The sequence below is a fragment of the Streptomyces sp. NPDC001544 genome (genome assembly GCF_042894285.1).
In the GTDB taxonomy this organism is placed as follows: Bacteria; Actinomycetota; Actinomycetes; order Streptomycetales; family Streptomycetaceae; genus Streptomyces.
Map to the genome: position 1 here is coordinate 1 of NZ_JBIAVN010000008.1, position 25349 is coordinate 25349.

Sequence of the window (25349 nt, forward strand, 5' to 3'; positions counted from 1 at the left end):
GCGTCCGCGTCGTCCTGCGTCGGACACGCCACCCGCACGATCTGACAACCCGACGCCGTCAGCTCCGCGATCTGCTGCAGCGTCGCCCCGACATCGGACGTACGGGTCGTCGTCATCGACTGCACCGACACCGGCGCGTCCCCGCCGACCGCCACGGTTCCGACCTGGATCTGCCGGCTCTTCCGGCGCTCGGCGAGCTTGGTCGGAACGGACGGCATGCCGAGAGAAATCGCAGTCATCTGCTGTGCAACCCCAAGTCGTGGATCATGATCCGGTCCCGTTCAGGCATCGGGCTCCAGGATTCGAGATTACGGCACCGGCGAACGCGTCAGCACATCCCACCCGGAAACCCACTCAATAGGAGGCGGCCCGGACCTCAGGGCCCAGGCCGCCGGAAAACGCCGCGCGACTACGAGATTTTGACCGGGTTAACCACGTCCGCGATCAGGACCAGGATCGTGAAGCAGACGAAGATCCCGGCCACCACGTAAGCCACCGGCATCAGCTTCGCCACGTCGAACGGGCCCGGGTCCGGCCGGCGCAGCACCTTCGCCACGTGCCGGCGCAGCGACTCCCACAGGGCTCCCGCGATGTGCCCGCCGTCGAGCGGGAGCAGCGGGAGCATGTTGAACAGGAAGAGGGAGAGGTTGAAGCCGGCGACCAGCATGACGAACATCGCCAGCTGCTGGGTGGGCGGGATGTCGAGGGTGAAGATCTCTCCGCCGACGCGGGCCGCGCCGACCACGCCCATCGGGGAGTCGGGCTGGCGGGGGGCGTCGTTGAAGGCGGCGTTCCAGAGGGCGGGGATCTTGCCGGGGAGCGCGGCGATGGAGTCCACGGCCTCGCCGAGGCGGTCGCCCATCCAGGTCACCGACTCGCCGAAGTCCTGGCGTACGACGCCGTTGGCGGCGCTGAAGCCGAGGAAGCCGGCCTTGGTGTAGCCGTTGACGAGCTGCCCGTGGGAGTCCTTCTTCGCGACCTGGTTCTCGACGAGCGTCGCCTTCAGGGTGACCTCGTGGCTTCCCCGCTCGACGACGATGGGCACGGTCTTGCCGGGGTTGGCGCGGATCAGGTCTGAGAGCCTGTTCCAGTTGTCCGTCTTCACCCCGTCGAAGGAGACGATCTTGTCGCCGGCCTTCAGGCCCGCGGCGGCGGCCGGGGAGACGGGGTCGGACTTCTTGCAGGTGTCCCGGTTCTGCGTCTGGGAGATCACGCACTTGGAGACCGAGCTGACGGTGGTGGTCTGCTGGGTGATGCCGAAGCCCATCAGCACCGTGAGGAACAGCACCACCGCGAGGACGAGGTTCATGAAGGGGCCCGCGAACATCACGATGACCCGCTTCCACGGGGCACGCGTGTAGAACAGGCGGGTCTCGTCACCCGGCTGGAGCTCCTCGTAGGCGGCCGAGCGGGCGTCCTCGATCATGCCGCGCCACGGGGAGGTGGAGCGCGCGGTGATCCGGCCGTCGTCGCCGGGCGGGAACATGCCGATCATGCGGATGTAGCCGCCCATGGGGATCGCCTTGAACCCGTATTCCGTCTCGCCCTTCTTGCGCGACCAGACGGTCGGGCCGAAGCCGACCATGTACTGCGGCACGCGGATGCCGAAGAGTTTGGCGGTGGAGAGGTGTCCCAGCTCGTGCCAGGCGATGGAGACCAGCAGCCCCAGCGCGAAGACGCCTATGCCGAGGATGAACATCAGGGTCGTCATGCACGCGCCTCCGCGGTCGCCGTCTGCGCTGTCAGTTCACGGGCCCGGGCCCGGGCCCAGGTCTCCGCCTCGAGGACGTCCGACACCGTGAGCGAGGTTCCCGTCCGGGGGGTGCCGTGCTCCTCCACCACCCGGGTGACGGTCTCCATGATCCCGAGATACGGCAGCGCGCCGGTGCGGAACGCCTCGACGCACTCCTCGTTGGCCGCATTGAACACCGCCGGGGCCGTGCCCGCGAGCTCTCCCACGCGGCGCGCCAGGTTCACCGAGGGGAAGGCGTCGTTGTCGAGCGGGAAGAACTCCCAGGTGGAAGCCTTGCTCCAGTCGAAGGCGGGCGCCGCGTCGGGCACCCGTTCGGGCCAGCCGAGGCCGATGGCGATCGGCCCGCGCATGTCCGGGGGCGTCGCCTGGGCCAGTGTCGATCCGTCCGTGAACTCAACCATCGAGTGGACATACGACTGGGGATGCACGACCACCTCAATGCGGTCGAAGGGAATGTCGTAGAGGAGGTGCGCCTCGATGACTTCCAGGCCCTTGTTCACCAGTGTCGCGGAGTTGATCGTGATCACCGGGCCCATGGCCCAGGTGGGGTGCGCGAGGGCGTCCTCGACCCTGACGTCGGCGAGCTGCTCCTTCGTACGGCCGCGGAAGGGGCCCCCGGAGGCGGTGACGACGAGCTTGCGCACGTCGGCCCGCGTCCCGGCGGCGAGCGCCTGGAAGAGCGCGGCGTGCTCGGAGTCGACCGGGATGATCTGGCCGGGCTTGGCGAGCGCCTTGACCAGCGGGCCGCCGACGATGAGCGACTCCTTGTTGGCGAGCGCGAGGGTGCGGCCCGCTTCCAGGGCGGCGAGGGTGGGCGCCAGGCCGATGGAGCCGGTGATGCCGTTCAGCACGGTGTGGCAGTCGGATGCGGCGACCTGGGTGGCGGCGGCGGGTCCGGCGATGATCTCGGGGAGCGGCTCCCCGGCGCCGTACCGGGCGCCGAGCGCCTCGCGCAGTGCCGGTACGACGTCCTCGCGGGCGACCGCGACGGTCCGCACCCGCAGCCGGTGCGCCTGCTCGGCGAGGAGGGTCACCCGGCCGCCGTTCGCGGAGAGGGCGGTCACCCGGAAGCGGTCGGGGTTGCGCAGCACGAGGTCGATGGCCTGGGTGCCGATCGATCCGGTGGAGCCGAGGATCACCACGTCCTTGGGACCGTCCCCCGCGAGAGGGTCGTAGACGAGGTGCGGGTCGGCGAGGGGCGCCGGACTGGCGGGACTGTCGGTCATCCCTCCATTGTTGCCGCAACCGGCGGCCCGCTGGACAGCGCGTCCCTCGGGCGGGTGCCTTATCAGCTCTCATCGCCGGATGGGACGGATTCGCCGATGTGAAGTCTCGGTGAAGATCGTGTGATAACACTTCTGTCTGGCCGGGCGGCGATACGGAGCTTCGCCCGGCCGTGGACGACACCCTGGGGGGATTCTCCATGCGCATACGCGCCGCTCTGCCCGCGCTCGCGGGCGCCGCCGTGCTCACCGGCACCCTGCTCAGCACGCCCGCCGAAGCCGCCGGCGGGGTCAGCATCTACCACGTCTGGTTCGACAGCCCCGGCCCGGACAACCGCTCCAATGCCAGCCTGAACGCCGAGTGGGTGCAGATCAAGAACACCAGCGGTTCGGCGGTCTCCCTCAAGGGCTGGATCCTCAAGGACGCCTCCAACCACAAGTACGTGTTCCCGAACGTCAAGATCGGCGCGGGCAAGACCATGAAGGTCCACACCGGCCAGGGCTCGGACACCGCGTCGAACAAGTACCAGGACCGCCGTGCCTACGTCTGGAACAACACCAGCGACACGGCCACGCTGACCAAGGCGAGCGGCACCAAGGTCGACTCCTGCTCCTGGACGACGCGGGACCCGAGCGACAAGTACTGCTGACCGTCGGGTACGACTGCCCCCGTCCGGCTGACCCGTCCCGTCCGGCGGGCTAGGGCCTGTCCGGCGGATCATGCCGCAGACGCGGGGCTTGGCACGCCCACCTGCAGCGTTGTCGTCGGTCGCCGACGCTCCGCGTCGACGCCCTCCTCCGCCTTGCAGCCGGACGCACCAAGCCCCGCTCACCAGCGCCGATGAGGCACCGCCCGTGCCCTGCGATCTGATCCGCCGGACAGGCCCTAACGCACCGGACGGTGCACGTTCTCCCGCCGGGACGGTCCGGGGCTCGCGTCGGCGATCCACGGGCCGTCCCCGGACGGGTCGATGACTCCCTGCTCCAGCCACTCGTAGGCGCCGCCGAGGACGCCCTTGACCACCTTGCGGTCGATGTCGTCGGTGTTGTTCCAGAGCCGGCCGAAGAGTTCCTCGACCCGGATGCGGGACTGGCGGCAGAAGGCGTCGGCGAGCTGGTAGGCCTCGCGGCCGTGGTCGCCCTGGCCGCGCAGCAGTTCCGCCCGGACGCAGGCGGCGCTCATCGCGAACAGCTCGGCGCCGATGTCCACGATCCGGCCCAGGAAGCCCTGCTTGGTCTCCATCCGGCCCTGCCAGCGGGACATGGCGTAGAAGGTGGACCGGGCGAGCTTGCGGGCGTGCCGCTCGACGAAGCGCAGATGGCCGGAGAGGTCGACCTCGTGCTTGAACTCGCTGTACGAGGAGGGAAGCTGCCCCGGGCCCGCGACCAGTTTCGGCAGCCACTTGGCGTAGAAGACTCCGGCGTTCGCGCCCGCCCTCGCCTTGTCCGAGAGGGTCTTGTCGGGGTCGATGAGGTCACCGGCGACCGACAGGTGGGCGTCGACGGCCTCGCGGGCGATCAGCAGGTGCATGATCTCGGTGGAGCCCTCGAAGATCCGGTTGATGCGCAGGTCGCGCAGGATCTGCTCGGCGGGGACGGCGCGCTCGCCACGGGCCGCGAGCGACGCGGCCGTCTCGAAACCTCTGCCGCCGCGGATCTGCACCAGTTCGTCGGCCATCAGCCAGGCCATCTCGGAGCCGTACAGCTTGGCGAGGGCGGCCTCGATGCGGATGTCGTTGCGGTTCTCGTCGGCCATCTGGCTGGACAGGTCCAGCACGGCCTCCAGTGCGAAGGTGGTGGCCGCGATGAAGCTGATCTTGGAGCCGACGGCCTCGTGCAGCGCGACCGGCTTGCCCCACTGCTCGCGGGCCGCCGACCACTCGCGGGCGATCTTCAGGCACCACTTGCCCGCGCCGGCGCACATCGCGGGCAGCGACAGTCGGCCGGTGTTGAGGGTGGTCAGGGCGATCTTCAGGCCCGACCCCTCCTCGCCGATGCGGTTGGCGGCCGGGACGCGCACCTGGTGGAAGCGGGTGACGCCGTTCTCGATGCCGCGCAGGCCCATGAAGGCGTTGCGGTTCTCGACCGTGACGCCCTCCGAGGCGGCCTCGACCACGAACGCGGTGATACCGCCCTTGTGCCCCTCGGACTTCGGCACGCGGGCCATGACGACGAGCAGGTCGGCGATGACCCCGTTGGTGGTCCAGAGCTTCACGCCGTCGAGGACGTAGTCGTCGCCGTCGGGGACGGCCGTGGTGGCCAGCCGGGCGGGGTCGGAGCCGACGTCCGGCTCGGTGAGGAGGAAGGCGGAGATGTCGGTGCGGGCGCAGCGGGGCAGGAAGGTGTCCTTCTGCTCCTGGGTGCCGAACAGTTTGAGGGGCTGCGGTACGCCGATCGACTGGTGGGCCGACAGCAGCGCGCCGATCGCCGGGTTGGCGGAGCCGGCCAGGGCGAGGGCCTTGTTGTAGTAGACCTGGGTAAGGCCCAGGCCGCCGTACTTGGTGTCGATCTTCATGCCGAACGCGCCGAGCTCCTTGAGCCCGTCGATGACCTCGTCCGGGATCTGCGCGTCGCGCTCGATCCGGGCGCCGTCGATCTTCGTCTCGCAGAAGTCGCGCAGTTTGGCGAGGAACTCCTCGCCGCGTTGGGCGTCCTCGTCGGCGGGGAGGGGGTGCGGGTGGATGAGGTCGAGCCGGAAGCGGCCGAGGAACAGTTCCTTGGCGAAGCTGGGCTTGCGCCAGTCCTGTTCCCGGGCGGCCTCCGCCACCTGGCGGGCCTCGCGTTCGGTGACGGTGGGTTTCTTGGTGGTGGGGGCGGACATGAGGCTCACCTCGCCGCGAAGAGGGATGATTGCGGACCGTTCGTTACCGACCAGTGCTACTGGATCGTTCGTACCCGAAACGGGCCGCCCCCACCAGTCCTGGCGCGTCCGTTCGGCCCACACGGGCCGCTCGGCTACGCCGGCCCGGCGACTTGAGGCAGGGCGTGCGTTTCCTCGCCCCCGCCGCCCCCACCCTTCCCGTCCCCAGGGGCTCCGCCCCTTCAACCCCACCGGGGGTGCGCCCCCGGACGCCCGCGGGGCTGCGCCCCTGCACCCCACGGGGACCACGCCCCCCCCCCGAGCCCCCCAGGGCTCCACCTCTGCACCCCAACAGGGCTGCCGAACCCCGGCCCCCGGGGTTCCACCCTTGCACCCCACGGGGCCAACGCCCGGAACCACCACGTCACTCCGCCCCGCACCCCACCAGAGCCACGTCCCCCGCCCCCCGCGCGGCTCCGCCCCCGGAATCCCGCCGGAGGCCACCGCGCCCCCGGACCCCGTCGCGGTGCGGTCCGTGGGGTTGCATCCGGGGTTCCTGCGGGGGGACGGTGCGTGTACCGCCCCCGGGCGGGGGCGTTCGGACGGAAGGTTGCCCCCGCTTGGCCTGCTCGCGTCGGGCTGCAAATCGGTGTCGAAGCGCTTCGACGGACTATGGACACCCACCCCCGCTGAAGCTACTGTCGATACACCCTCACTCGCCCTTGTCAACCACGCGCACTGTCGAAGCGCTTCACAAAGCTTGGAGAGCTGGATGGTCACCCTCGCCGAGGTCGCCCAGCACGCCGGAGTCTCGGCGAGCACGGTGAGCTATGTCCTCAGCGGCAAGCGGTCCATCTCCGCCACCACCCGGCAGCGGGTCGAGCAGAGCATCCGGGAGCTCGGGTATCACCCGAACGCGGGCGCCCGCGCCCTGGCCAGCAGCAGGTCGAACATCATCGCGCTGATGATCCCGCTGCGCACCGACATGTACGTACCGGTGATGATGGAGATCGCCATCGCGGTGGCCACCACCGCCCGCACCCACGGCTACGACGTCCTGTTGCTCACCGGCGAGGAGGGCCCCGACGCGGTGCGCCGGGTCACCGGCAGCGGGCTGGCCGACGCGATGATCCTGATGGACGTCGAGCTGGAGGACGAGCGGCTGCCGCTGCTGCGCCAGACCGACCAGCCCTGCGTCCTCATCGGCCTGCCCGCCGACACCTCCGGCCTGACCTGCGTCGACCTGGACTTCGCGGCGACCGGCGCGCTGTGCGTGGAGCATCTGGCGAAGCTCGGCCACCGTGATGTCGCGGTCATCGGCGAGGCCCCCGCGGTCTACGAACGGCACACCGGCTTCGCTGAACGCACCCTCGACGGTCTGCGCACCCGCGCCCGGGAGCTGGGCGTGCGGATGCTGCACCGCCCGTGCGAGGGCGGGTACGACGCGATGGCCGTCACGCTCGCCCGGATCCTCGACGAGCGCCCCGGCACCACCGGGTTCGTGGTGCAGAACGAGTCCGCAGTCGAGCCGCTGCTCGCCCTGCTGCGCCAGCAGGGCCGGGCGGTGCCCGAGGACGTGTCGGTGGTCGGGATCTGCCCGGAGCAGGTCGCCGTGCAGGCCTCGGTGCGTCTGACGTCGGTCGCCATCCCCGCGCAGGAGATGGGCCGGTACGCCGTGGAGCACCTGGTGGCCAAGCTCGACGGCCGTGGCAGCGACGAAGTCGTGCTGATCGCACCGGAGTTGACCGCCCGGGCCAGCTCCGGCCCGGCGCCGTCCGGTTCCTGATCCACCGGATCACCCCCCGCAACACCCCGCGAGCCCAGGCACCCCCATGCCCGCATGCCCGTCGGCATGCCCGTCCGCATCCCAGGAGCCAGCCCCGTGAACCAGCCTGCCGAAACCCAGCCTGCCGCAGCGCGGCCCAAGGTCAGCCTCGCGCAGTCCTCCCCCACCGTCGGCACGTTCCGCGAGCGGGACGGGGCACTGGAGTGGAGCGGCCGCCAGGAGACGGTACGCATCGAGCCCTGGGGTCCGGACGCGGTCCGGGTGCGCGCCCGGCTCGGCGGTCCCGTGCTCGACTCCCTCCCCGGCGCCCTGCGCGACACTCCGCCGCCGAGCGACAGCACCGTGAAGATCGGCGACGGGGAGGCCCGCCTGACGGTCGGCGCGCTGACCGTGGAGGTCGACGCCGAGGGCCTGATCCGGTTCCTGCGCACCGACGACCTGTCCGAGCTGCTGGCCGAGGAACGCGCCCACTTCTGGTGGCCGGGCTCCCGCCTGTACACGGCGGTCGGCAACGGCCACCACCGCCTCGAGCAGCGCTTCGCCGCGTACGAGGACGAGAAGCTGTTCGGCCTGGGCCAGCACCAGCACGGCCGCCTCGACCAGAAGGGCCTGGTCCTCGATCTGGTGCAGCGCAACGCCGAGGTCGGCATCCCGGTGCTGTCCTCCAGCCGCGGCTACACCCTGCTGTGGAACAACCCGGCGATCGGCCGGGTGGAGCTGGCGCACAACGGCACCCGCTGGGTGGCCGACTCCGCCCGCCAGATCGACTACTGGATCACCGCGGGCAGCCCGGCCGACGGCCAGCGCCGCTACAGCGCGGTGACCGGCCGTACGCCGATGCTCCCGGAGTGGGCCGCGGGCTTCTGGCAGTGCAAGCTGCGCTACCGCACCCAGGACGAACTCCTCGCGGTGGCCAGGGAGTACAAGCGGCGGGGGCTGCCGTTGTCGGCGATCGTCTGCGACTTCTTCCACTGGACCCACCTGGGCGAGTGGAAGTTCGACCCGAAGGAGTGGCCGGACCCGGCTGCGATGGTCCGTGAACTGGAGGAGATGGGCGTCAAGCTGGTGGTGTCCGTGTGGCCTTCGGTGTCCCCGCTGTCGGAGAACCACCCGGTGATGGAGCAGCGCGGCTACTTCATCGGCACCCAGTACGGTCCGATGGCGCACGCCGACTGGCCGGACAAGGAGGTCGCCGCCACGGTCCAGGTGGCCTTCTACGACGCCACCAACCCCGAGGCCCGGGAGTTCGTCTGGTCCCGAGTGAAGGAGAACTACCTCGACCCGTACGGCATCACGGCCTTCTGGCTGGACGCCTGCGAGCCCGAACTGAAGCCGGGCTTCGCGGAGAATCTGCGCTACTGGGCGGGCCCCGGCCTGGAGGTCGGCAACATCTACCCGGCCGAGAACGCCCGCGCCTTCCACGAGGGTCTGCTGGCGTCCGGCGAGGACGAGGTGATCACCCTCAACCGCTCGGCGTGGGCGGGCAGTCAGCGCTACGGCGCCGCCCTGTGGTCCGGTGACATCGGCACCGACTTCCCGACCCTGCGCCGTCAGATCGCGGCCGGCCTCAACACGGCGCTGTCCGGCATCCCCTGGTGGAACACCGACATCGGCGGCTTCCACGGCGGCGACCCCGACGACCCGGCGTACCGCGAGGTCATGGTCCGCTGGTTCCAGTTCGGGGCGCTGTCCCCGCTGATGCGCCTGCACGGCTTCCGCGACCCGGGCATGGAACTGGGGCCGGAGATGACCGGCGGCCCGAACGAGGTGTGGTCGTACGGGGAGGAGGCCGGCGCGATCCTGGAGCGGTACCTGCGGCTGCGTGAGCGCCTGCGGCCGTACGTGCTGCGGATCATGCGGGAGGCCCACGAGGAGGGACTGCCGGTGATGCGACCGCTGTTCCTGGAGTTCCCGGACGACCGGACGGCCTGGTCGGTGGACGACGCCTACCTCTTCGGCCGGGACCTGCTCGTCGCCCCGGTGCTGACGTCCGGCGCCACCGCCCGCACGACGTACCTCCCGGCGGGCGCCCGCTGGACGGACGCGTGGACCGGTGAGTCGTACGACGGCGGTACGACCGTGACGGTCGACGCCCCCCTGGACCGCATCCCGCTGTTCCTGCGGGACGGGGCGACACTGCCCATCCAGGAGCAGGAGCAGCAGGCGCAGGCGTAGCAGGCCCCGGGCGGAATTGTCTCAACTCCGCTGGGTCGCACGGCGGTTACCGGGGGTAGGTTCGCTCCCCCCGGTCCCCCGTGACAGGAGTCCGCCCCCATGTCCTCCGGTCCCCTCGCCCTCGGCCTGGCCAATCTGCTGCTCCGGCCCGGCGCCCGCTCCCGCCGTACGCCCGACCGCGCGTTCGACCGACTGCTGGCCGAGGCCGGGCGGGCGTACGGCGACGAGCAGTTCGTCGACGACTTCCGGTTCCTGCTGCGATGTTGGGCGGACGCCGAGGACCTCACACCGGTGGGCTGGCTGTCCGCGCGGCGACACGTCGGCAGACACCTCGCGGGCCGGGCCGGGATCCGGCGGCTGATCGCGGAGAACCCGGCGATCGAGGAGGAGCCGATCGAACGCCCGGTGTTCGTGGTGGGTCTGCCCCGTACCGCCACCACGCTCACCCACGGCGTGCTGTCGCTCTCGGGGGAACACCGCTGCCCGATGCTCTGGGAGCTGCTCACGCCCGGCCTGTACCGGGAGCCCGGCGAGCGGGACCGGGCGATCACGGCGGCGCGCCGGCTGGTGGGCTCCATCGACCTGTTCGCGCCGCACTTCCGCGACATCCACCGGCTGCTCCCCGAGGGCCCCGAGGAGTGCACCTTCGCGCTGCCGCACACCGTGATGCCGCTGTCCCAGGCGCGGGTCCCCGGGTATCTGGCCTGGCACCGCGCCCGGGACTTCGTGCCCGACTACCGTCATCTCAAGCGGGTCTACCAGGTGCTCCAGTACGGGCGTCCCCGCCGCCGCTGGGTGCTGAAGTCGCCCCTGCACCTGGAGAACCTGGACGCGCTGCGCACGGTCTTCCCGGACGCCACGATCGTGTGGACGCATCGCGACCCGGAGACCGTCGTGGCGTCGTTCTGCAGCCTGGTGGAACACGGCATGGCCGTGAGCACCAGCCCTGTCGACCTGTACTGGATCGGCGCGACGTGGCTGGAGCTGCTGAGCCGCAGCGCGGCCCGCGGCCTCGCCTCCCGTGCCGCCATCCCTCCCGAGGCCCTGGTGGACGTGCCCTACTCCTGGCTCGCCGGTGAGCCGGCCACGGGCGCCCCGAAGCTCTACGCGGCCATGGGTGCCGCGTGGACCGACTCCGAGGCGGCCCGGCTGTCCGCGGTCACCGCCCGCCCCGGGAGGGCCCGGCCGCACCGGTACGACCTCGCCCGGTACGGCCTGACCCGCGACGACGTCGCGGCGGCCTTCGCGGACTACGACGCCCTCCGGGCGGAGGTCGACCGGGCCTGACGGGATCAGCCGCTGCTGACGCTCTCGCTGTTGGTGGTGAAGTTCAGGCCACCCGACGAGGACGTGATCTCGAAGCCGAACTGCAGGTCACCTATGGTGACGTTGCCGAACCAGCCCTTGGTGTCCTTGATCCACTTGAGGATCGGCAGGATGTTCACGGTGCCGGAGGACGAGTTCGACGTCCGGACGAACGAGAAGACGTCGTTGGCCGTGTTGTTGCCCTTGTAGACGTTCCAGGTGGAGCCGCCGAGGGTCACGGTGCCCTGCGAGGTGCCGAGCGGGCCGACGGCTCCGGTCTTGTTGACCCAGAGCATGATCTCGTAGGCGTGGTTGGTGTCCCAGATGTCGTAGGAGGTGTTGTACGAACCGGACGACGGGACGGTGACGTTGTAGCTGCTGCTCAGCGAGGACAGGGAGGTGATCGACTTGTTGATCACCTTCTTGGCGTTGGGGTAGGACTTGATGCCGCCCGTGTTCGGGTGGTTGGCCCAGACGCCCCAGTTGGTGCCGGAGTTGGCCCAGATGCACTGGCTGCCGGCGCCGGAGCCCCAGATGTCGTTGTAGAGCGTGTAGCCGTTCAGGCTGGTGTTGCCGTACTGCTCGCAGGAGTTCCAGACGGCGGCCGAGGCGGGGGCGGAGGCGAGGCCGACGGTGGCGCCGAGGGCGAGGGCGGGGGCCAGCAGGGCCTTGACGGCCCTGCTCAGCGTGCGTGTTGCCATGGTGTCCCTTCCATGGGTGGGGGGATGTTGGGGGTTACCGCGCCCCCAGGGTGAGGACGCGGTCTTCTCCGGCGACGAGGTCGAGCGGCTGCGCGCCGGAGGAAGTCCTGAGTTCGATGCGGTGGGTGCGGGTGGGGCGCAGCACCGCGGTGGCCGTTTCGCGGTTCCATGTGAGGTCGAGCTCGGCTCCGAACCGGGTTCGCACGCCCCGGAGTTCCCCCTCGGGGCAGGCCGCCGGGAGGGCGGGCAACAGGACGAGCCGGTCGGGGGTGGACTGCACGAGCATCTCGATCAGCACGGCGGGCAGGGTGTGTGCGGCGTCCGCGTTGTAGACGTCGCGGTTCGGGTAGTGCGCGCTCATCAGGGAGGCGTGGAAGAAGTCGCCCTCCAGCACGGCGGCGAGCGCGCGGGCGACGCGTTCGCCGTCGCGGAGCCGGGCCGCGATCAGGGCGTGGTGGAGATGGCCGTGGGCGGAGTCGTTCTCGGCGCCGCGCAGTTCGAGGGCGCGGTGGGCGGCGTCCGCCAGCCGCGGGGTGTCGTAGGGGGTGATCTCGTCGAGGGGCCAGACGCCGTAGAGGTGGCTGAGGTGGCGGTGGTCGTAGCTGTCGTCGAGGTCCGGCCAGGCCCATTCGGCGAGGGCGCCGTCGGTGTTGATCCGGTGGGGCGGGAGGCGCTCGGCGAGGGCGTGCCAGCGCTCGGCGTCGGGTGTTCCCGGGTGGTAGTCGGCCGCCGTCAGCAGGGCGTGCCGGGCCGCCGAGAGGTCCATGGCCGCGTTGATCGCGCCCCAACTGGCGTTCGCGGGCCGGTTCTCGGGCGAGTAGGAGGGGACGACGACGAGCCGGCCGTCGTCGTCGGTGCGGGTGAGGAAGTCCTCGTAGAAACGGGCGACTTCGGCGAGGACGGCCGCGGTGCGCGGGTCGCGCTCGCCTCGGATCTCGTCGTGGTCGACGAGGGGTTTGAGCAGCCAGTCGGCGCCGGCGGTCCACAGGTGCAGCGGGTACTCGCGGTCGAAGTGGTACGTCAGCCCGGACTCGCCGTCGGTGTGCGCGGGGGCGACGGCACCGCGGGCGCCGAAGACGGCGCGGGCGTTCTCCCGCCAGTCGGGCAGTTGCCGCTGGATGAGACCGGCCAGCGCTTCGGTCACCTCCGGCAGAGCGGCGGCCGGTGCGGAGGCGGTCTGGAGGTTGACGTTGGCGTCGTTGGTGAACGCCCCGGACCAGGCGGTGTCCCAGTCGCCGGTCCACAGTCCGGTGAGCCGGGGCGGGTTCATACCGGAGGCGGACAGCAGGTGGTAGCGGCCGGCCGCGAACAGCCGCTCCAGGAGGGCGGCGCTGCCCGGCCGCCCGAGCAGCTCCGACCCGGGCAGCGCGCGTTCGGCGGGGTCGGCGGCGAGGTCGAGGGTGACGCGGTCGTAGGCGCTGCGGTGCGGGGGGAGGTGGCGGGCCAGGAGGGCGTCGTAGGACTGCCCGCCCCACACCTCCCTGAGCTCCTGGGCCCGCGCCGCCGGGTCCGGCTCCTCCCCCGTGGAGCGGTGGACCCGGGTGAGGAGCAGGACCGACGCTGCGCCCGTGACCCGCACGCCGGACGGGGCGAGGGCCGTCGTGCCGCCCGTGACGGCGACGAGGGTCAGCCCCGTGTAGGCCCGGTCGCTGTCCGGGTAGCGGACGCGCAGGGTGAGCAGGGCGCCCTCGGCGGTGAGGAGGGCGCCGTCGTCGACGACCAGTCCGGCGGGGGCGTTCGGCAGCCGCGGGTCCAGGCCGATGTCGAGGGTGCGGCCGGGCGCCGTGACGCACTGGACCACGACATCGTCGGCGCGGGAGACGAAGACGCGGCTGGTCCGGTCCGCGTGGACGGCCGTCGTCTCGCCGGTCGTGAAGTCCACGGAGCGCCGGTAACCGGTGCGGAAGTCGGCGTGCTCGTCGGTGGACCGCCGCAGCCGGGTCTGGAAGGCGGGATGGAAGGGCTGCACCCATTGCAGTGGGCGGCCGTCGGTGAAGTCCTCGGCCGCGGTGAGGTCACCGGCGAGCAACCTGTCCTGCAAGGCGGGGAGTTGCGCGGCGAGCCGGGGCGGGCGGGCGTGTTCGCTGCCGTTGGGGCGGACCAGGGCGTGATGGGTGACGACGACCCGGTCGTCGTCCGGGTCTCCGCACACAAGGGCGCCGTGGTGGCCGTTGCCGCTGAGGAACCCGTCCTCCCAGCGGGCGGCCGGGAGGGGTTCCCAGGTTCCGTGCACGGGTTCGTGGGTCATGGTCGCAGCACCGCCGTTCCGTAGCGTCCGAGTGTGATCCGGTCGCTGATCGTCCCACCACTGAGCAGGTCGTGGTGGGTGCCGGGCACCTCGACGCTCACCGGATCACGCCGGTGGTTGAGCAGGAACAGCAACGCGCCGCGCCGCACGGCCTCCACCCCTTCGGGCAGACCGTCGAGCACCGGGCGGACCCCTGCCTCGGCCGTGATCCGGGCGAGCAGGGCGCGCAGCGCCTCCGGCTCCGGCAGTGTGGAGACGTACCAGGCGCGGCCCCTGCGCAGTACGGCCGGAAGTCCGTCGAGTTCGCCGCCCTTGTACGGAATCGTCTCGTCGGCGGTGCCGGCGGCCTCGATCTCTTCCGACCACAGCGTCCCGTGGAAGCCCTCGCACTCGACCCTCTCCCCCGCGTCCAGCGGCCACCACTCGTGCAGCGTGCGGATGCCGAACAGTTCGCGCAGCCGGGCGTCCATGCCGCCGGGGCGCACCCGGTCGTCCTCGTCGGCGACCGCGGTGTGGAAGCCGCAGACGAGGGTTCCGCCACCGTGGACGTAGCCGAGGAGGTTGCCGATCGCCGCGTCCGTGAGGAGGTACAGCCGCGGCAGGGCGACGCACTTGTAGGCGGACAGGTCGTGCTCGGGGTGGGCGAAGTCCGTGGTGAGGCCGGACTCCCACAGGGCGCGGTGCCAGGCGTGCAGGAGGGCCGGGTGGTCGACCTCACTGGACGGCCGGCCGTCCTGGGCGCCGGCCCACCAGGCGTGCCAGTCGTGCAGGATCGCGACGTCCGCCCGGACGGCGGTGCCGGTCACGTGTTCGCCGATGCGGGCGAGGTCGGCGCCGAGTCGCTTGACCTCCTGGAAGGTACGGCCCTCCTCCCCCGCGTGGCTGATCATCCCGGAGTGGAACTTCTCCGCGCCCTGCCGGGACTGGCGCCACTGGAAGTAGCAGACGGCGTCCGCGCCCCGGGCGACGGCCTGCAGGGACCAGAGCCGGTTGAGTCCCCTGGGCTTCGGGTGGTTCACGCCCCGCCAGTTGACCGGTCCCGCCGCCTGCTCCATGAGCATCCAGGGGCCGCGGGCCTGCGAGCGGGTCATGTCCTGCACCAGTGCGCCGTGCTGGGCGCCGAGCGGGTCGCGCGGGTCGGGGTAGAGGTCGACGGAGACGACGTCCTCCTCCTCGGCCCAGCGCCACGCGTCCTGCCCGAACCACAGCGGCATGAAGTTGGTGGTGACCGAGAGGTGCGGGGTGTGCCGGCGGACGATGTCCCGCTCGGCGACGTAGCACTCCAGGAGCATGTCGGAGGTGAAGCGCCGGAAGTCCAGCACCTGGGCGGGATTCTTCAGGTAGTGGGGCTGCCGGGCCGGCAGGATGCCGTCCCAGCTGTCGTAGCCCTGACTCCAGAAGGCCGTGCCCCAGGCGGTGTTGAGCGCTTCGAGCGTGCCGTACTTCTCCCGCAGCCAGCGGCGGAAGGCCGCCGCCGCCTCGTCGCCGTGGTCGGTGGTGCAGTACTCGTTGTTGATGTGCCACATCCTGAGGGCCGGGTGGCCGCCGTAGCGGGCGGCCAGGTCCTCGGTGATCGCGGCGGCGTAGCGGCGATAGGTGGCGCTGGAGTGCGAGAAGTGCTGGCGGCCGCCCCACCACTCGGTACGGCCGTCCTCGGCGCGGGGCAGGGTGTCGGGGTGCAGCCGGCCCATCCACGGCGGGGGCGAGGACGTGGGGGTGGCGAGGACTACGCCGATGCCGCTGTCGTGCATCAGATCCATGAGTGTGTCCAGCCACCCGAACTCCCGTGCCCCCGGGTGGGGTTCGAGCTTCGCCCAGGAGAAGACACCGAGGGTCACCGAGTTGACCCCGGCGTCCTTCATCAGGCGGACGTCCTCGTGCCAGGTCTCCTCCGGCCACTGTTCCGGGTTGTAGTCGCCGCCGAAGAGGATCCGCCCCCCGATGGCGGCACCGAGGTCCGGCATCAGGCGGGCTCCCCGTACTGGATGCCGCGCCCGTTCGTGGCCAGGTAGACGCGGCCGTGGATGCGCGGGTCACCGGTGATGGCGTCGCCGATGAAGCCCCACTGGTGGGCGTCGTCGTTGATCCGTACCCAGGTCCTCGCCTCGTCGTCGGAGCGCAGGACCGCGGTGCTGTCGCCGGTGGCACCGACCTGGTAGACCGCCGGGTAGCGGGCGCCGTCGGCGGCCCTGCCGAACCCGAGGACGTACGAGGCCCGGCAACTGCCGACCTTGGTGAAGCCCGCGCCGCCGTCGGTGGAGCGGTACAGCCCGTTCCCCTTGGTGCTCAGCCACAGGTCACCGGAGCGTCCGGGCGCGGCGGCCAGCTTGAACTGGCTGTCCCCGGACGGAAGTCCGGCGGCGCCCTTGCTGAACGTCAGGCCGCTGTCGGAGCTGGTGTACACCGTGCCCGTGTCGGCGTCGAACGTGTAGAAGCGCGTCGGATCGACCGGGTCGGCGACCGGTGTGGCGCCCTTGGGGAAGGAGGAGACCTCGGCCCAGGTCGCACCGTTGTCCGTCGAGCGCTGCGCCGGGTACCTGGTGCCGTCCCAGTGCACGAAGGTCCACAGCAGCACGCTGCCGTCGGCGTTGACGGCGATCGGTCCCGGAGCGTCCTTGGCGATGGCGGGCTGGGCCGCGAAGGGGGCCCAGGTCTTCCCGCCGTCGTCGGAGAAGGCGCCGTTGCCGTGGTCGCCCCAGCCCGTGCGGACGACGTACGACGGCTTCCGCGCGGCCTGCGCGAGCCCGGTCGCCGTCCCGAACACGGGATGGGTCGCCATGCCGCGCGACGGGGATGCGGTGAGCCGCTCGTGGTAGAGCACGCCGATGTCCCCCGACCCGCTGATCAGATGTGCCGTCCCGGTCGGCGGGGAGATCAGCTGGCGTACGGACGTCTCCTCCAGGCCGCGGGTCCGCGGCGCCCAGTGCTTCAGGTCGCGGGTGCCGTAGAGGGTGGCGCCGGTGCCGTACACGACGTGCTTCGAGTCGTACGGGTCGACGGCCACCGCCTGGATCCACCAGCCGAACTTCGGCTCGTCCGCGCCGAAGGTGAGGAACGGGGTCTCGGAGACGTCGAGGACCGCCCTGTCCTTCAGGGACTCCCAGGTACGGCCGCCGTCCGTGGTGCGGAACAGGGTGTCCACGGTCGCCCAGCGGTTGTTGGTGGAGACCACGACGGTGCCGGCCCGGCGGGCGTCGACGGCGACCCCGCCGTAGCCGAAGGTGTCCGCGCCCTGCGGCTTCACCGGGGTGACCTCGGTCCACGTGGCCTTGACGGTGTTCAGCTTGTGCACGCCGCCGTCGGTCTGCCCGTTGGGTCCGGGGGCGTCGGCGTACGTCACGTACAGCTCACGGGCGTGCCGGTCGTACGCGGCCCGGATCGGCACGCCGGCGGACGTGCCGGAGGGTTGCCCGGGGACCGCCTCCCAGGTCGTGCCGTTCCTCGTGCGGTACAGGCCGGCGGTGGTGCCGCCGCCGTCACCCCAGCCGGCGTAGACGGCCCGCCCCGCGGCGACCAGGAAGGTGACGCCCTGCCCGGAGGGGTTCGGGGTCGCCGGGAAACCGTCGACCGCCGCCCAAGTGGCGCCCCGGTCAGTCGACTTGAGCAGTCCGTCGTGCCGGGTGCCCAGCCACAGGGTGTCGCTGTCGCGCGGGTCGACCAGCAGCCGCTCGCCCGCTCCCCTGCCGTCCTCGTTGGCGCCCAGCTTCACCGACAGGTCGGTGCGGGTCCAGGTGGCGCCGCGGTCCTCCGAGCGCAGGACGGCGCCGTTGCCCGCCCAGGACTGGGTGTAGGTGCCGAGGGCGAGGTACAGCCGGTCGGGGTGCGCGGGGTCGACCGCCACTGCCTCGACGCCGAGCAGGTTCCAGTCGTCCCAGCCGATGTGGTCGATGAGCGGGATCCAGCGGGCGGCCCGGTCATCCCAGCGGTAGGCGCCGCCGATGTCGGTACGGGCGTAGGCGAGACCGCGGACGGTGGGGTGGAAGAGGACGCCGGTGATGAATCCGGTGCCGCCTATCACTGCGTTGCGCCAGCGGTACGCGGGGCGCTGCCGCTGGGCTTCGGCGGCGTGGGCGGCTTGGGCGTTGCCCGGGAGCGCGGGGATCGCCGCCAGGGCGGCTGCGGCTGCCGTCCCGGCGAGTACGGCTCTGCGGTTGAGGGGGGAGGCGGGCATGGGGGACCTCGGTGGGTTGGAGGGGCGGGGTTGGTGCTGGGGGCGGGGGGACGCGCAGCCCGGCGCTGGCGGGGTGCCGCTGCGCCCACCCGTGCCGCCCTGGGGGTCCCCCCAGGCCCTTGAGGCACTGGGGGAGGCACGACTGCCCGCAGCTCGGGCATGCGCGGCAACTGCAACGCCCAGGGGCGCGGGGCGGTGTCGATTTGCGGCTCCGCCGCGTGGGCGCGACCGGCCACGACGCAGCCGCAGCACCCGGAACCGCCGGCCCCTACGGCGAGTAGCCGGGCTTCAGCCCTTCACGGCGCCGGTCAGCATCCCCTTCTTGAAGTGCTTCTGGACGAAGGGCGAAAGCACAGCGACCGGCAGCAGCGCCATCACCATGACCGCCATCTGGATGGCCAGCCCGGACAACTGGCCGGTCCGGATGGCCTGGCCCAGACCGACCGGCTGCTGCTGCCGCTGCACGAGCTGGATCATGACGTTCTGCAACGGCATCTTGTCCTGGTCGTTCAGGTAGATCGAGGCGTTGAACCAGGCACTCCAGTACCCGACGGCGTAGAACAGCGTGATCACCGCGATGACGGCGCGCGACAGCGGCATGACGATCTGCCAGAGGATCCGGAAGTCACCGGCGCCGTCGATGCGCGCGCTGTCGGTGAGTTCCTGTGAGATGCCCATGAAGAAGCCGCGCAGCACCAGGATGTTGAAGACGCTCACCGCGCTCGGCAGGATCAGCGCGAGGTAGTTGTCCGACAGGCCGAGGGACTGCACCAGGAGATAGGTGGGGATGAGCCCGGCGCTGAAGAACATGGTCGCCAGCAGCGTCATCAGGATCCAGCGGTGGGCGAGCGAGCCGCTGCGGGACAGGCCGTAGGCGCACAGGACGGACACCGTCATGGAGAAGAGCGTGCCGACCAGGGTGACGAGGATGCTCACGATCGTGGCCCGGGTGACCTGGCCGCCGCTGAGCAACTCCTGGTAGGCGATGAAGGTGATGCCCTTGGGCACGATCACCAGGCCGCCCGCCTCGTCGATGGTCTTGCGCGAGGAGAGACTGGTGACGACCACGATCCACAGCGGGAAGAGGACGGCGAGGCAGGCGAACGACAGGGCCAGGCCCTTGCCCGCGAGGCCGGCCTTCGAGGGCTCTTCCTCCCACGCCGGGCGCGCGGGCGCGGCCCACCTGCTCGGCCTGCTCGCCGGTTTGTCGATGACGGTGGTCACTTCTTGTACACCCCCTGCTCGCCCATGAGATGGGCCACCTTGTTCGCGGCGAGGACCAGGCCGATGCTGACCACGCCCTTGATCAGGCCGGCTGCGGCCGCGTAGCCGAAGTCCTGGTTGCGCACGCCGTTCCACCACACGAAGGTGTCGAGGATCTCCCCGGCGTCCGGTCCGACCGCGTCGCGTTGCAGCAGGATCTGTTCGAACCCGACGGTCAGGGCGTCGCCGACGCGCAGCACCAGGAGCAGGGCGATCACCGGACGCAGAGCGGGCAGCGTGACGTGCCACATGCGGCGCCAGCGGCTCGCGCCGTCCATCGCGGCGGCTTCGTAGAGGTCCTGGGGGACCGAGGCCAGCGCGGCGAGGAAGACGATGATCCCCCACCCGGCGTCCTTCCACACGCTCTGCGCGGTGACCAGGAAGGGGAAGGTGTGCGGGTCGGTCATGATGTCGAAGCCGTCGTACCCGTGCTGCCGCAGCAGTTGGGCGAGCATGCCCGCTCCGCCGAACATCTGCTGGAAGACGGCGATGACCAGCACCCAGGAGAAGAAGTGCGGCAGGTAGAGAACGGCCTGCGCGACGGCCCGCACCCGGGGTCGCACCACGCTGTTGATGAGCAGCGCGAGCAGGATCGGGATCGGGAAGAACAGCACGAGCTGGAGGAAGAACAGCACCAGTGTGTTCCGTACCGCGCTCCAGAAGTCGGGGTCCTGGAAGATCCGCTGGAAGTTGTCCAGGCCGACGAAGGGGCTGTGCAGGATGGAGATGATGCCGTTGTCGCTGATGTAGGGGTCGTAGTCCTGGAAGGCGACCACGTTGCCGAGGATCGGCAGGTAGTTGAAGACCACCAGCAGCAGGACGGCCGGCAGCGTCATCAGGATCAGGACGCGGTCGCGTCTGAACCTGAGCCGGAAGCCCAGCTTGCCCGAGCCGCGCCGCTCCCGGGTGCCGGTGGTGTCTGGGGACGCCACCGGGGCTTTCGCCGGCGTGCTGGCCTCGGCGCTGCTCCGAGGCACCGTGCTGTGGGACACGGTTGTTCTCCTTGCCTCAGAGCCTGGTCAGCTCGCCGCCGAGCCGTTCTCGTCGAGCAGCTTCTGGTACCAGTCGCGCAGCTTGTCCCCGCCCTTCCTCTTCCAGTCGGAGATGGCCTGCTGCATGTCGCTGATCTTCTTGTGGCCGCGGACGATGTCGTCCTCGAGCTGCTCGAAGTTGTCGGCGAGGTTGGTGTAGCGGGAGGGCTCGGTGACCTGCAGGCCCCAGAAGGACGACTTCTTGGTGAAGGAGCCGACCCGCTGCTGCCACTCCACCATTGCCTTGGTGTAGTCCGGGAGGTCGGGGTGCGCGATGGTCGCGGCGGGGCTCGCGACCATGACGAAGGCGTTGACGACCTCGTTGTTGCCCTTGTCGTTCTTGACGGGCAGACCGTTCTTGACCGTGTAGTGCGTCCCCTCGACACCGTAGTTGGTCATCATCCACTCCTTGGTGCCGTACGGCGCCGCGGTGACGTTGGCGACCGCCAGCACGTCGTGGATGACTGACTCCGAGGCCTTCTTGTTGACGAAGGCGAAGATGCCGGCCGGGTTCGCGGCCCAGAACGTCGGGGTGCCGCCGTCATGGGCCCACAGGTCCATGCCCCAGACCTTGAAGTCGGGGTTCTGGGTCATCTGGGCGGCCTGTCGCCCGTACCAGTTGGAGATGTCGTCGTTCCAGATCAGGAACTCGCCCTTGGCGAACAGGGGGGTCGGGTCGCCGATCTGGCTCTTGCCCAGCCTGAACTGCGGGTGGACGTAGCCGGCGGCCATCAGCTTGCGCGCCCACTCCAGCGCTTCCAGGTACTCCGGGGTCTCGATGCGGTTGATCATCTTGCCGTCGACCACGGTCCAGCCGAGCGGCTTCTCCCCGCCGCTGATCACGCCGAAGGTGTTGAACGCGGTCCACTTCATGTCGCCGCAGGCCCACCGCTTGGCCTTGGGACTGGTGATCTCCTTGCACAGGGCCGTGAACTCGTCGGCGGACTTCGGGACCTTGTACCCCTCCTTGTCGAAGATGTCCTGACGGTAGAGGGGCACGATGTTCTGGACGTACGGGGCGGGCATCGGCAGGCCCAGCAGCTTGCCGCCGAAGATGGAGCGCTGCCAGGCGTCGCTGGGGATGGCCGCGAGGTTCGCGTACTCCTTGGCCTTGTCCCCCGACAGATAGGGGCCGAGGTCGGCGAACTTGCCGATGATGGCGCTGGGTATCCGGCCGGTCATGTTCCAGCCGGGGATCACCACCACGTCCGGGATGTCGCTGGAGGCGAGGACCGCGCCGAGCTTCTGGTCGTAGGTGTTGCCGTCCTGGTTCCGCCACTGGACGTCGACGCCGGTCAGATCGTTCATCGCCGTGTAGTAGGCGTTGTTCTGCTTGGGCGGCGAGCCCCAGAACGGCGCCATGATGGTGACCTTGCCGCCCTTGCCGAGCTTCTTCGGCACCGAGGTCTTGAGGGTGTCCACGTCGAGCTTGGCGGTGAAGCCCATCGCCGAACCGTTCTTGGACGGGATGTCCGGCTGCACCGCGTTGCCGGCGACGTGGGCGGGCAGGATCTTCTTCGCGGCCTTGCCCGACGTTGTCCCGTCCCGCGACCCGCTGTCCGACCCGCCGCAGGCGGCCAGCAACGGCATCCCTCCGGTCACCGCTGCGGCGGCGACCGCCGTGGAGGCGAGGAAGCTTCTCCGGCTGGGGGCGGAGGATCCGGAGGCGGCGTTCGGCGTCATTGCGTCAACCCTTCATGGCGCACCAGGACACCCGGCGGGAGGCCGTCGGCTGCGGTGTCTCGAGTGGAACTGGCTGAGCTGAAGCGGCTCGTGGCGGTTCGTCGTTCGTCGAAGCGCTTCGATGTTGCTGTGAGGTTAAGTGAAGCCCTGAGGGCGCACAAGGGTCGTCCCCAAGATTCCTGCGGGTGCGCGGCGAACCGCTGAGCCTCGTGTCCGCTCTGAAATATCGGTGAGGACTCCGACTTGTTGTGCCGGGGTGTCTTGACACCTCCAGGGTTGTCGAATCAGCATCGAAGCGCTTCGAAAGCGCCTCGTCGCTCCATCGCAAGGGGACCTGCCCGTGACCGAACGCCTCCCATCCGCGCCGCCTTTCCGCGATCCGCAACTGCCGTTCGCGAAGCGCATCGACGATCTGCTGGCGCGGCTCACGCTGGACGAGAAGATCGCCTTCCTGCACCAGTTCGTGCCCGCCGTGGAGCGGCTCGGCATCGACGCGTTCCGCACCGGCCAGGAGGCGCTGCACGGCGTGGCCTGGATGGGCCCGGCGACGGTGTTCCCGCAGGCGGTGGGTCTCGGCGCGACCTGGAACCCGGAGCTGGTCCGCCGGGTCGGCGAGGCGGTGTCCAAGGAGGTCCGGGCGATGCGCGCCCGGGACGAGCGGGTCGGCCTCAACGTGTGGTCCCCGACCGTCAATCTGCTGCGCCATCCGCTGTGGGGCCGCAACGAGGAGGGCTACTCGGAGGATCCGAAGCTGACCTCGGCGATCGCCACGGCGTACACGCACGGCCTGCGCGGAGACCATCCGACGTACTGGCGCACCGCTCCGGTCCTCAAGCACTGGCTGGCGCACAACAACGAGACGGACCGGGCCACCTCCTCGGCCTCCGTCCGTCCGCGCGTGCTGCACGAGTACGACCTGCGGGCCTTCAAGGAGACGGTGGAGGCGGGTGCGGTGGCCGGGGTGATGCCCGCCTACAACCTGGTCAACGGCCGCCCCAACCACGTCTCCCCGTATCTGCGCGAGCACCTGCGTGCCTGGACCGACGAGGATCTCCTGGTCTGCTCGGACGCGGGCGCGCCGTCCAACCTGGTCGACTTCGAGCACTACTTCGACACCCACGAGGAGGCCACCGCGGCCGCCCTGCTGGCCGGCATCGACAGTTTCACCGACCACGGCACGGACAGCTCGCAGATCGTCGCCCGGTTGCGCGGGGCCCTCGACCAGGGTCTCCTGACCGAGTCGGACGTCGACACCGCCGTCCGCCGCCAGCTGTCGGTGCGCTTCCGGCTCGGCGAGTTCGACCCGCACTACGATCCCCACCTGAGCACCGGCGAGTTCGACACCCCGGGACACCGCGCGCTCGCCCAGGAGGCGGCCGAACAGGCGGTGGTGCTGCTCAAGAACGAAGACGACCTGCTGCCCCTCGCCCCCGACACCCGTGTCGCCGTCGTCGGCCTGCTCGCCGACGAGTGCAAGCTCGACTGGTACAGCGGAACCCTCCTGCACCGGTCCACTCCGCTGGAGGGCCTGTACGAGCGGTTCGGCGCACAGCGGGTGGAGTTCGCGGAGGGTGTGGACCGGGTCCTGCTGAAGACGGCCGCCGGCACGTTCCTGCACGCGGCGCCCGCCCCGGAGGCCCCCGACGAGGCCCGCGGCGCCGAGGGGGCGCTGGACCCGGCCCTGCTCGCCGGCCGCACCGACCTGCCCCCGCTCACCACCGACGCCACCGGTACCGAGTTCGCGCTCGTCGACTGGGGCGAGGGCGTCCTCACCCTCCGCGCACCCGACGGCCGCTATCTGTCGGTCGCCGACGACGGCTACGTCCGCGCCTCCGCCGACCAGCCGGGCGGCTGGGTCGTCCAGGAGACGTTCCGCCTCGAACCCCACCCGAACGGTCACCTCCTGAAACACCTCGGTACGGGTCGCCACGTCTGTGTGGCCGCCGACGGCGTGAAGGTTGCCGCGGAAGACAGGGAGGACGGGGAGAGCGGCGAGGTCTTCGAGGTCGTCTTCGCCGAGCGGGGCGAGGACGCGGTGACCCGGGTGGCCGCGGCGGCCGACGCGGTCGTGGTGGTGGCCGGCAACGACCCGCACATCAACGGCCGTGAGACCGAGGACCGTACGACCCTCGCCCTGCCCGCCCACCAGGAGCGGCTGGTGCGCGCGGCGCGGGCCGCGAACCCGAACACGGTGCTGGTGCTGGTCTCGGCGTACCCCTACGCGGTGGACGTCGCCTCGCTGCCCGCCGTGCTGTGGACGGCGCACGGCGGCCAGGCGGCGGGCACCGCCCTGGCCCGGGTGCTGGCCGGCGACGTCGCTCCCGCGGGCCGTCTGCCGCAGACCTGGTACGCGGCCGACGCCGAACTGCCGGACCTGCTCGACTACGACGTCATCGGGGCCCGTCAGACGTACCTCTACTACGAGGGCACGCCCCTGTTCCCCTTCGGCCACGGCCTGTCGTACGCGACCTTCTCCTACGCCGACCTGGCGGTCCGGGTGGCGGACGACACGGTGCACGTGTCGTTCACGGTCACCAACACCGGCACCGTCGAGGCGGACGAGGTCGCCCAGCTCTACACACGCGCGGTCGACCCGTCGGCCGTCCGGCCACGCCGTGAGCTGGCCGCCCACCGCCGTATCACGCTCGCCCCGGGCGCCCGGACGGAGCTGGGCTTCGAAGTCCCGCTGTCGGCCTTCGGGTTCTGGGACGTGGCACGGGGTCGGTGGCTGATGGAGGAGGGGCCGTACGACCTCCTCGTCGGCGCCTCCAGCGAGGACGTCCGGCTGCGCGCGACCGTCCACCTCGACGGGGATGCCGCCGCGCCGCGCCCGGTCCTGCGGTACGGCCTGGAGGCGGCCGACTTCGACGAGCAGTCCGGCGTGGCTCTGGTGGACCGTACGAAGGTGTCGGGTGACGCGGTGACACCCGTCGGCGAGGGCATCGGTGAACTCGTGTACCGGGACTGCGACTTCGGTGACGGCGTGACGGAGGTGACCGTGGAGGTGGCCGGTGAGGGCAAGGTCGAGCTGTCCCTGGACGGCGGCCCGGTACTGGCGGCCCTGACGCCGGCGGAGCCTACGGCCGGCCCGTACGACTACACCTCGCTCGACGCCGGCATCGTCGCCGAGGGCGTGCACGACGTGCACCTCAGGCTGCGCGGCCCGCTGCGGCTCGCGCGCGTCGGCTTCTCCGGTTGAGGGTCCGGACG

General features: G+C 70.9%; 16 protein-coding genes. 5 read left to right on the top strand and 11 right to left on the bottom strand.

The features are described from left to right. From ACFY0F_RS21135 to dxr, 3 genes are all read right to left on the bottom strand, one after another. Window positions 1-239: flavodoxin-dependent (E)-4-hydroxy-3-methylbut-2-enyl-diphosphate synthase (locus ACFY0F_RS21135; RefSeq protein WP_388796271.1), on the bottom strand; the 239-nt coding region annotated here is incomplete at its 3' end. A 170-nt stretch (window positions 240-409) separates the two neighbouring features. Next, window positions 410-1699 (bottom strand): M50 family metallopeptidase, encoded by a 1290-nt coding sequence (locus tag ACFY0F_RS21140; RefSeq protein WP_388797053.1) that lies wholly within the window; start codon window positions 1697-1699, stop codon window positions 410-412. An 8-nt stretch (window positions 1700-1707) separates the two neighbouring features. After that, window positions 1708-2979 (bottom strand): 1-deoxy-D-xylulose-5-phosphate reductoisomerase, encoded by a 1272-nt coding sequence (dxr, locus tag ACFY0F_RS21145; RefSeq protein WP_388796274.1) that lies wholly within the window; start codon window positions 2977-2979, stop codon window positions 1708-1710. 197 nt (window positions 2980-3176) lie between these two features. Between dxr and ACFY0F_RS21150 the strand changes: the two genes are divergently transcribed. After that, window positions 3177-3626, top strand: a complete 450-nt coding sequence (locus ACFY0F_RS21150; RefSeq protein WP_388797056.1) for a lamin tail domain-containing protein — start codon at window positions 3177-3179, stop codon at window positions 3624-3626. 236 nt (window positions 3627-3862) lie between these two features. Here the strand turns inward: ACFY0F_RS21150 and ACFY0F_RS21155 are convergent, their stop codons facing one another. Beyond that, entirely contained in the window at window positions 3863-5797 is a 1935-nt protein-coding gene (locus tag ACFY0F_RS21155) for an acyl-CoA dehydrogenase family protein (RefSeq protein WP_388796277.1), read from the bottom strand. A gap of 751 nt (window positions 5798-6548) precedes the next feature. On the opposite strand from ACFY0F_RS21155, the gene ACFY0F_RS21160 reads away from it, so the two are divergent. From ACFY0F_RS21160 to ACFY0F_RS21170, 3 genes are all read left to right on the top strand, one after another. Then, a complete protein-coding gene (locus ACFY0F_RS21160) occupies window positions 6549-7562 on the top strand; it encodes a LacI family DNA-binding transcriptional regulator (protein WP_388796280.1) in 1014 nt (337 codons plus the stop codon). Between the two features lie 96 nt (window positions 7563-7658). Further along, window positions 7659-9737, top strand: coding sequence for a TIM-barrel domain-containing protein (locus ACFY0F_RS21165; RefSeq protein ID WP_388796284.1), 2079 nt, complete (start codon window positions 7659-7661; stop codon window positions 9735-9737). 99 nt (window positions 9738-9836) lie between these two features. Further along, on the top strand, window positions 9837-11024 hold the full coding sequence (locus ACFY0F_RS21170; protein WP_388796286.1) for a sulfotransferase family protein: 1188 nt from the start codon (window positions 9837-9839) through the stop codon (window positions 11022-11024). A 5-nt stretch (window positions 11025-11029) separates the two neighbouring features. Here the strand turns inward: ACFY0F_RS21170 and ACFY0F_RS21175 are convergent, their stop codons facing one another. From ACFY0F_RS21175 to ACFY0F_RS21205, 7 genes are all read right to left on the bottom strand, one after another. Next, window positions 11030-11743: a hypothetical protein gene (locus tag ACFY0F_RS21175; protein ID WP_388796288.1), complete on the bottom strand. Its 714-nt coding sequence runs from the start codon at window positions 11741-11743 to the stop codon at window positions 11030-11032. A 34-nt stretch (window positions 11744-11777) separates the two neighbouring features. After that, window positions 11778-13991 carry a glycoside hydrolase N-terminal domain-containing protein gene (locus ACFY0F_RS21180; protein WP_388796290.1) on the bottom strand — a complete coding sequence of 738 codons (2214 nt, stop codon included), beginning with the start codon at window positions 13989-13991 and terminating at the stop codon, window positions 11778-11780. Further along, window positions 13988-15955 (bottom strand): beta-galactosidase, encoded by a 1968-nt coding sequence (locus ACFY0F_RS21185; RefSeq protein ID WP_388796293.1) that lies wholly within the window; start codon window positions 15953-15955, stop codon window positions 13988-13990. The genes ACFY0F_RS21180 and ACFY0F_RS21185 overlap by 4 nt, the downstream gene beginning before the upstream one ends. Then, the gene (locus tag ACFY0F_RS21190; protein WP_388796296.1) at window positions 15955-18162 is read right to left on the bottom strand and encodes a 1,4-beta-glucanase; all 2208 of its coding nucleotides are present in this window, start codon (window positions 18160-18162) and stop codon (window positions 15955-15957) included. The genes ACFY0F_RS21185 and ACFY0F_RS21190 overlap by 1 nt, the downstream gene beginning before the upstream one ends. Window positions 18163-18450: 288 nt before the next feature. After that, window positions 18451-19386 carry a carbohydrate ABC transporter permease gene (locus tag ACFY0F_RS21195; RefSeq protein WP_388796299.1) on the bottom strand — a complete coding sequence of 312 codons (936 nt, stop codon included), beginning with the start codon at window positions 19384-19386 and terminating at the stop codon, window positions 18451-18453. Then, window positions 19383-20417, bottom strand: coding sequence for an ABC transporter permease (locus ACFY0F_RS21200; protein WP_388796302.1), 1035 nt, complete (start codon window positions 20415-20417; stop codon window positions 19383-19385). The genes ACFY0F_RS21195 and ACFY0F_RS21200 overlap by 4 nt, the downstream gene beginning before the upstream one ends. A 27-nt stretch (window positions 20418-20444) precedes the next feature. Beyond that, the gene (locus tag ACFY0F_RS21205) at window positions 20445-22139 is read right to left on the bottom strand and encodes an extracellular solute-binding protein (RefSeq protein ID WP_388796305.1); all 1695 of its coding nucleotides are present in this window, start codon (window positions 22137-22139) and stop codon (window positions 20445-20447) included. Between the two features lie 340 nt (window positions 22140-22479). On the opposite strand from ACFY0F_RS21205, the gene ACFY0F_RS21210 reads away from it, so the two are divergent. Beyond that, window positions 22480-25338 carry a glycoside hydrolase family 3 C-terminal domain-containing protein gene (locus ACFY0F_RS21210; RefSeq protein WP_388796308.1) on the top strand — a complete coding sequence of 953 codons (2859 nt, stop codon included), beginning with the start codon at window positions 22480-22482 and terminating at the stop codon, window positions 25336-25338. Window positions 25339-25349: the final 11 nt, after the last annotated feature.

Coding starts and splice junctions, on each gene's coding strand:
- ACFY0F_RS21205 (WP_388796305.1), bottom strand. CDS start 22,139: ATGACGCCGAACGCCGCCTCCGGATCCTCCGCCCCCAGCCGGAGAAGC.
- ACFY0F_RS21150 (WP_388797056.1), top strand. CDS start 3,177: ATGCGCATACGCGCCGCTCTGCCCGCGCTCGCGGGCGCCGCCGTGCTC.
- ACFY0F_RS21155 (WP_388796277.1), bottom strand. CDS start 5,797: ATGTCCGCCCCCACCACCAAGAAACCCACCGTCACCGAACGCGAGGCC.
- ACFY0F_RS21185 (WP_388796293.1), bottom strand. CDS start 15,955: ATGCCGGACCTCGGTGCCGCCATCGGGGGGCGGATCCTCTTCGGCGGC.
- ACFY0F_RS21140 (WP_388797053.1), bottom strand. CDS start 1,699: ATGTTCATCCTCGGCATAGGCGTCTTCGCGCTGGGGCTGCTGGTCTCC.
- ACFY0F_RS21175 (WP_388796288.1), bottom strand. CDS start 11,743: ATGGCAACACGCACGCTGAGCAGGGCCGTCAAGGCCCTGCTGGCCCCC.
- ACFY0F_RS21170 (WP_388796286.1), top strand. CDS start 9,837: ATGTCCTCCGGTCCCCTCGCCCTCGGCCTGGCCAATCTGCTGCTCCGG.
- ACFY0F_RS21160 (WP_388796280.1), top strand. CDS start 6,549: ATGGTCACCCTCGCCGAGGTCGCCCAGCACGCCGGAGTCTCGGCGAGC.
- ACFY0F_RS21180 (WP_388796290.1), bottom strand. CDS start 13,991: ATGACCCACGAACCCGTGCACGGAACCTGGGAACCCCTCCCGGCCGCC.
- dxr (WP_388796274.1), bottom strand. CDS start 2,979: ATGACCGACAGTCCCGCCAGTCCGGCGCCCCTCGCCGACCCGCACCTC.
- ACFY0F_RS21190 (WP_388796296.1), bottom strand. CDS start 18,162: ATGCCCGCCTCCCCCCTCAACCGCAGAGCCGTACTCGCCGGGACGGCA.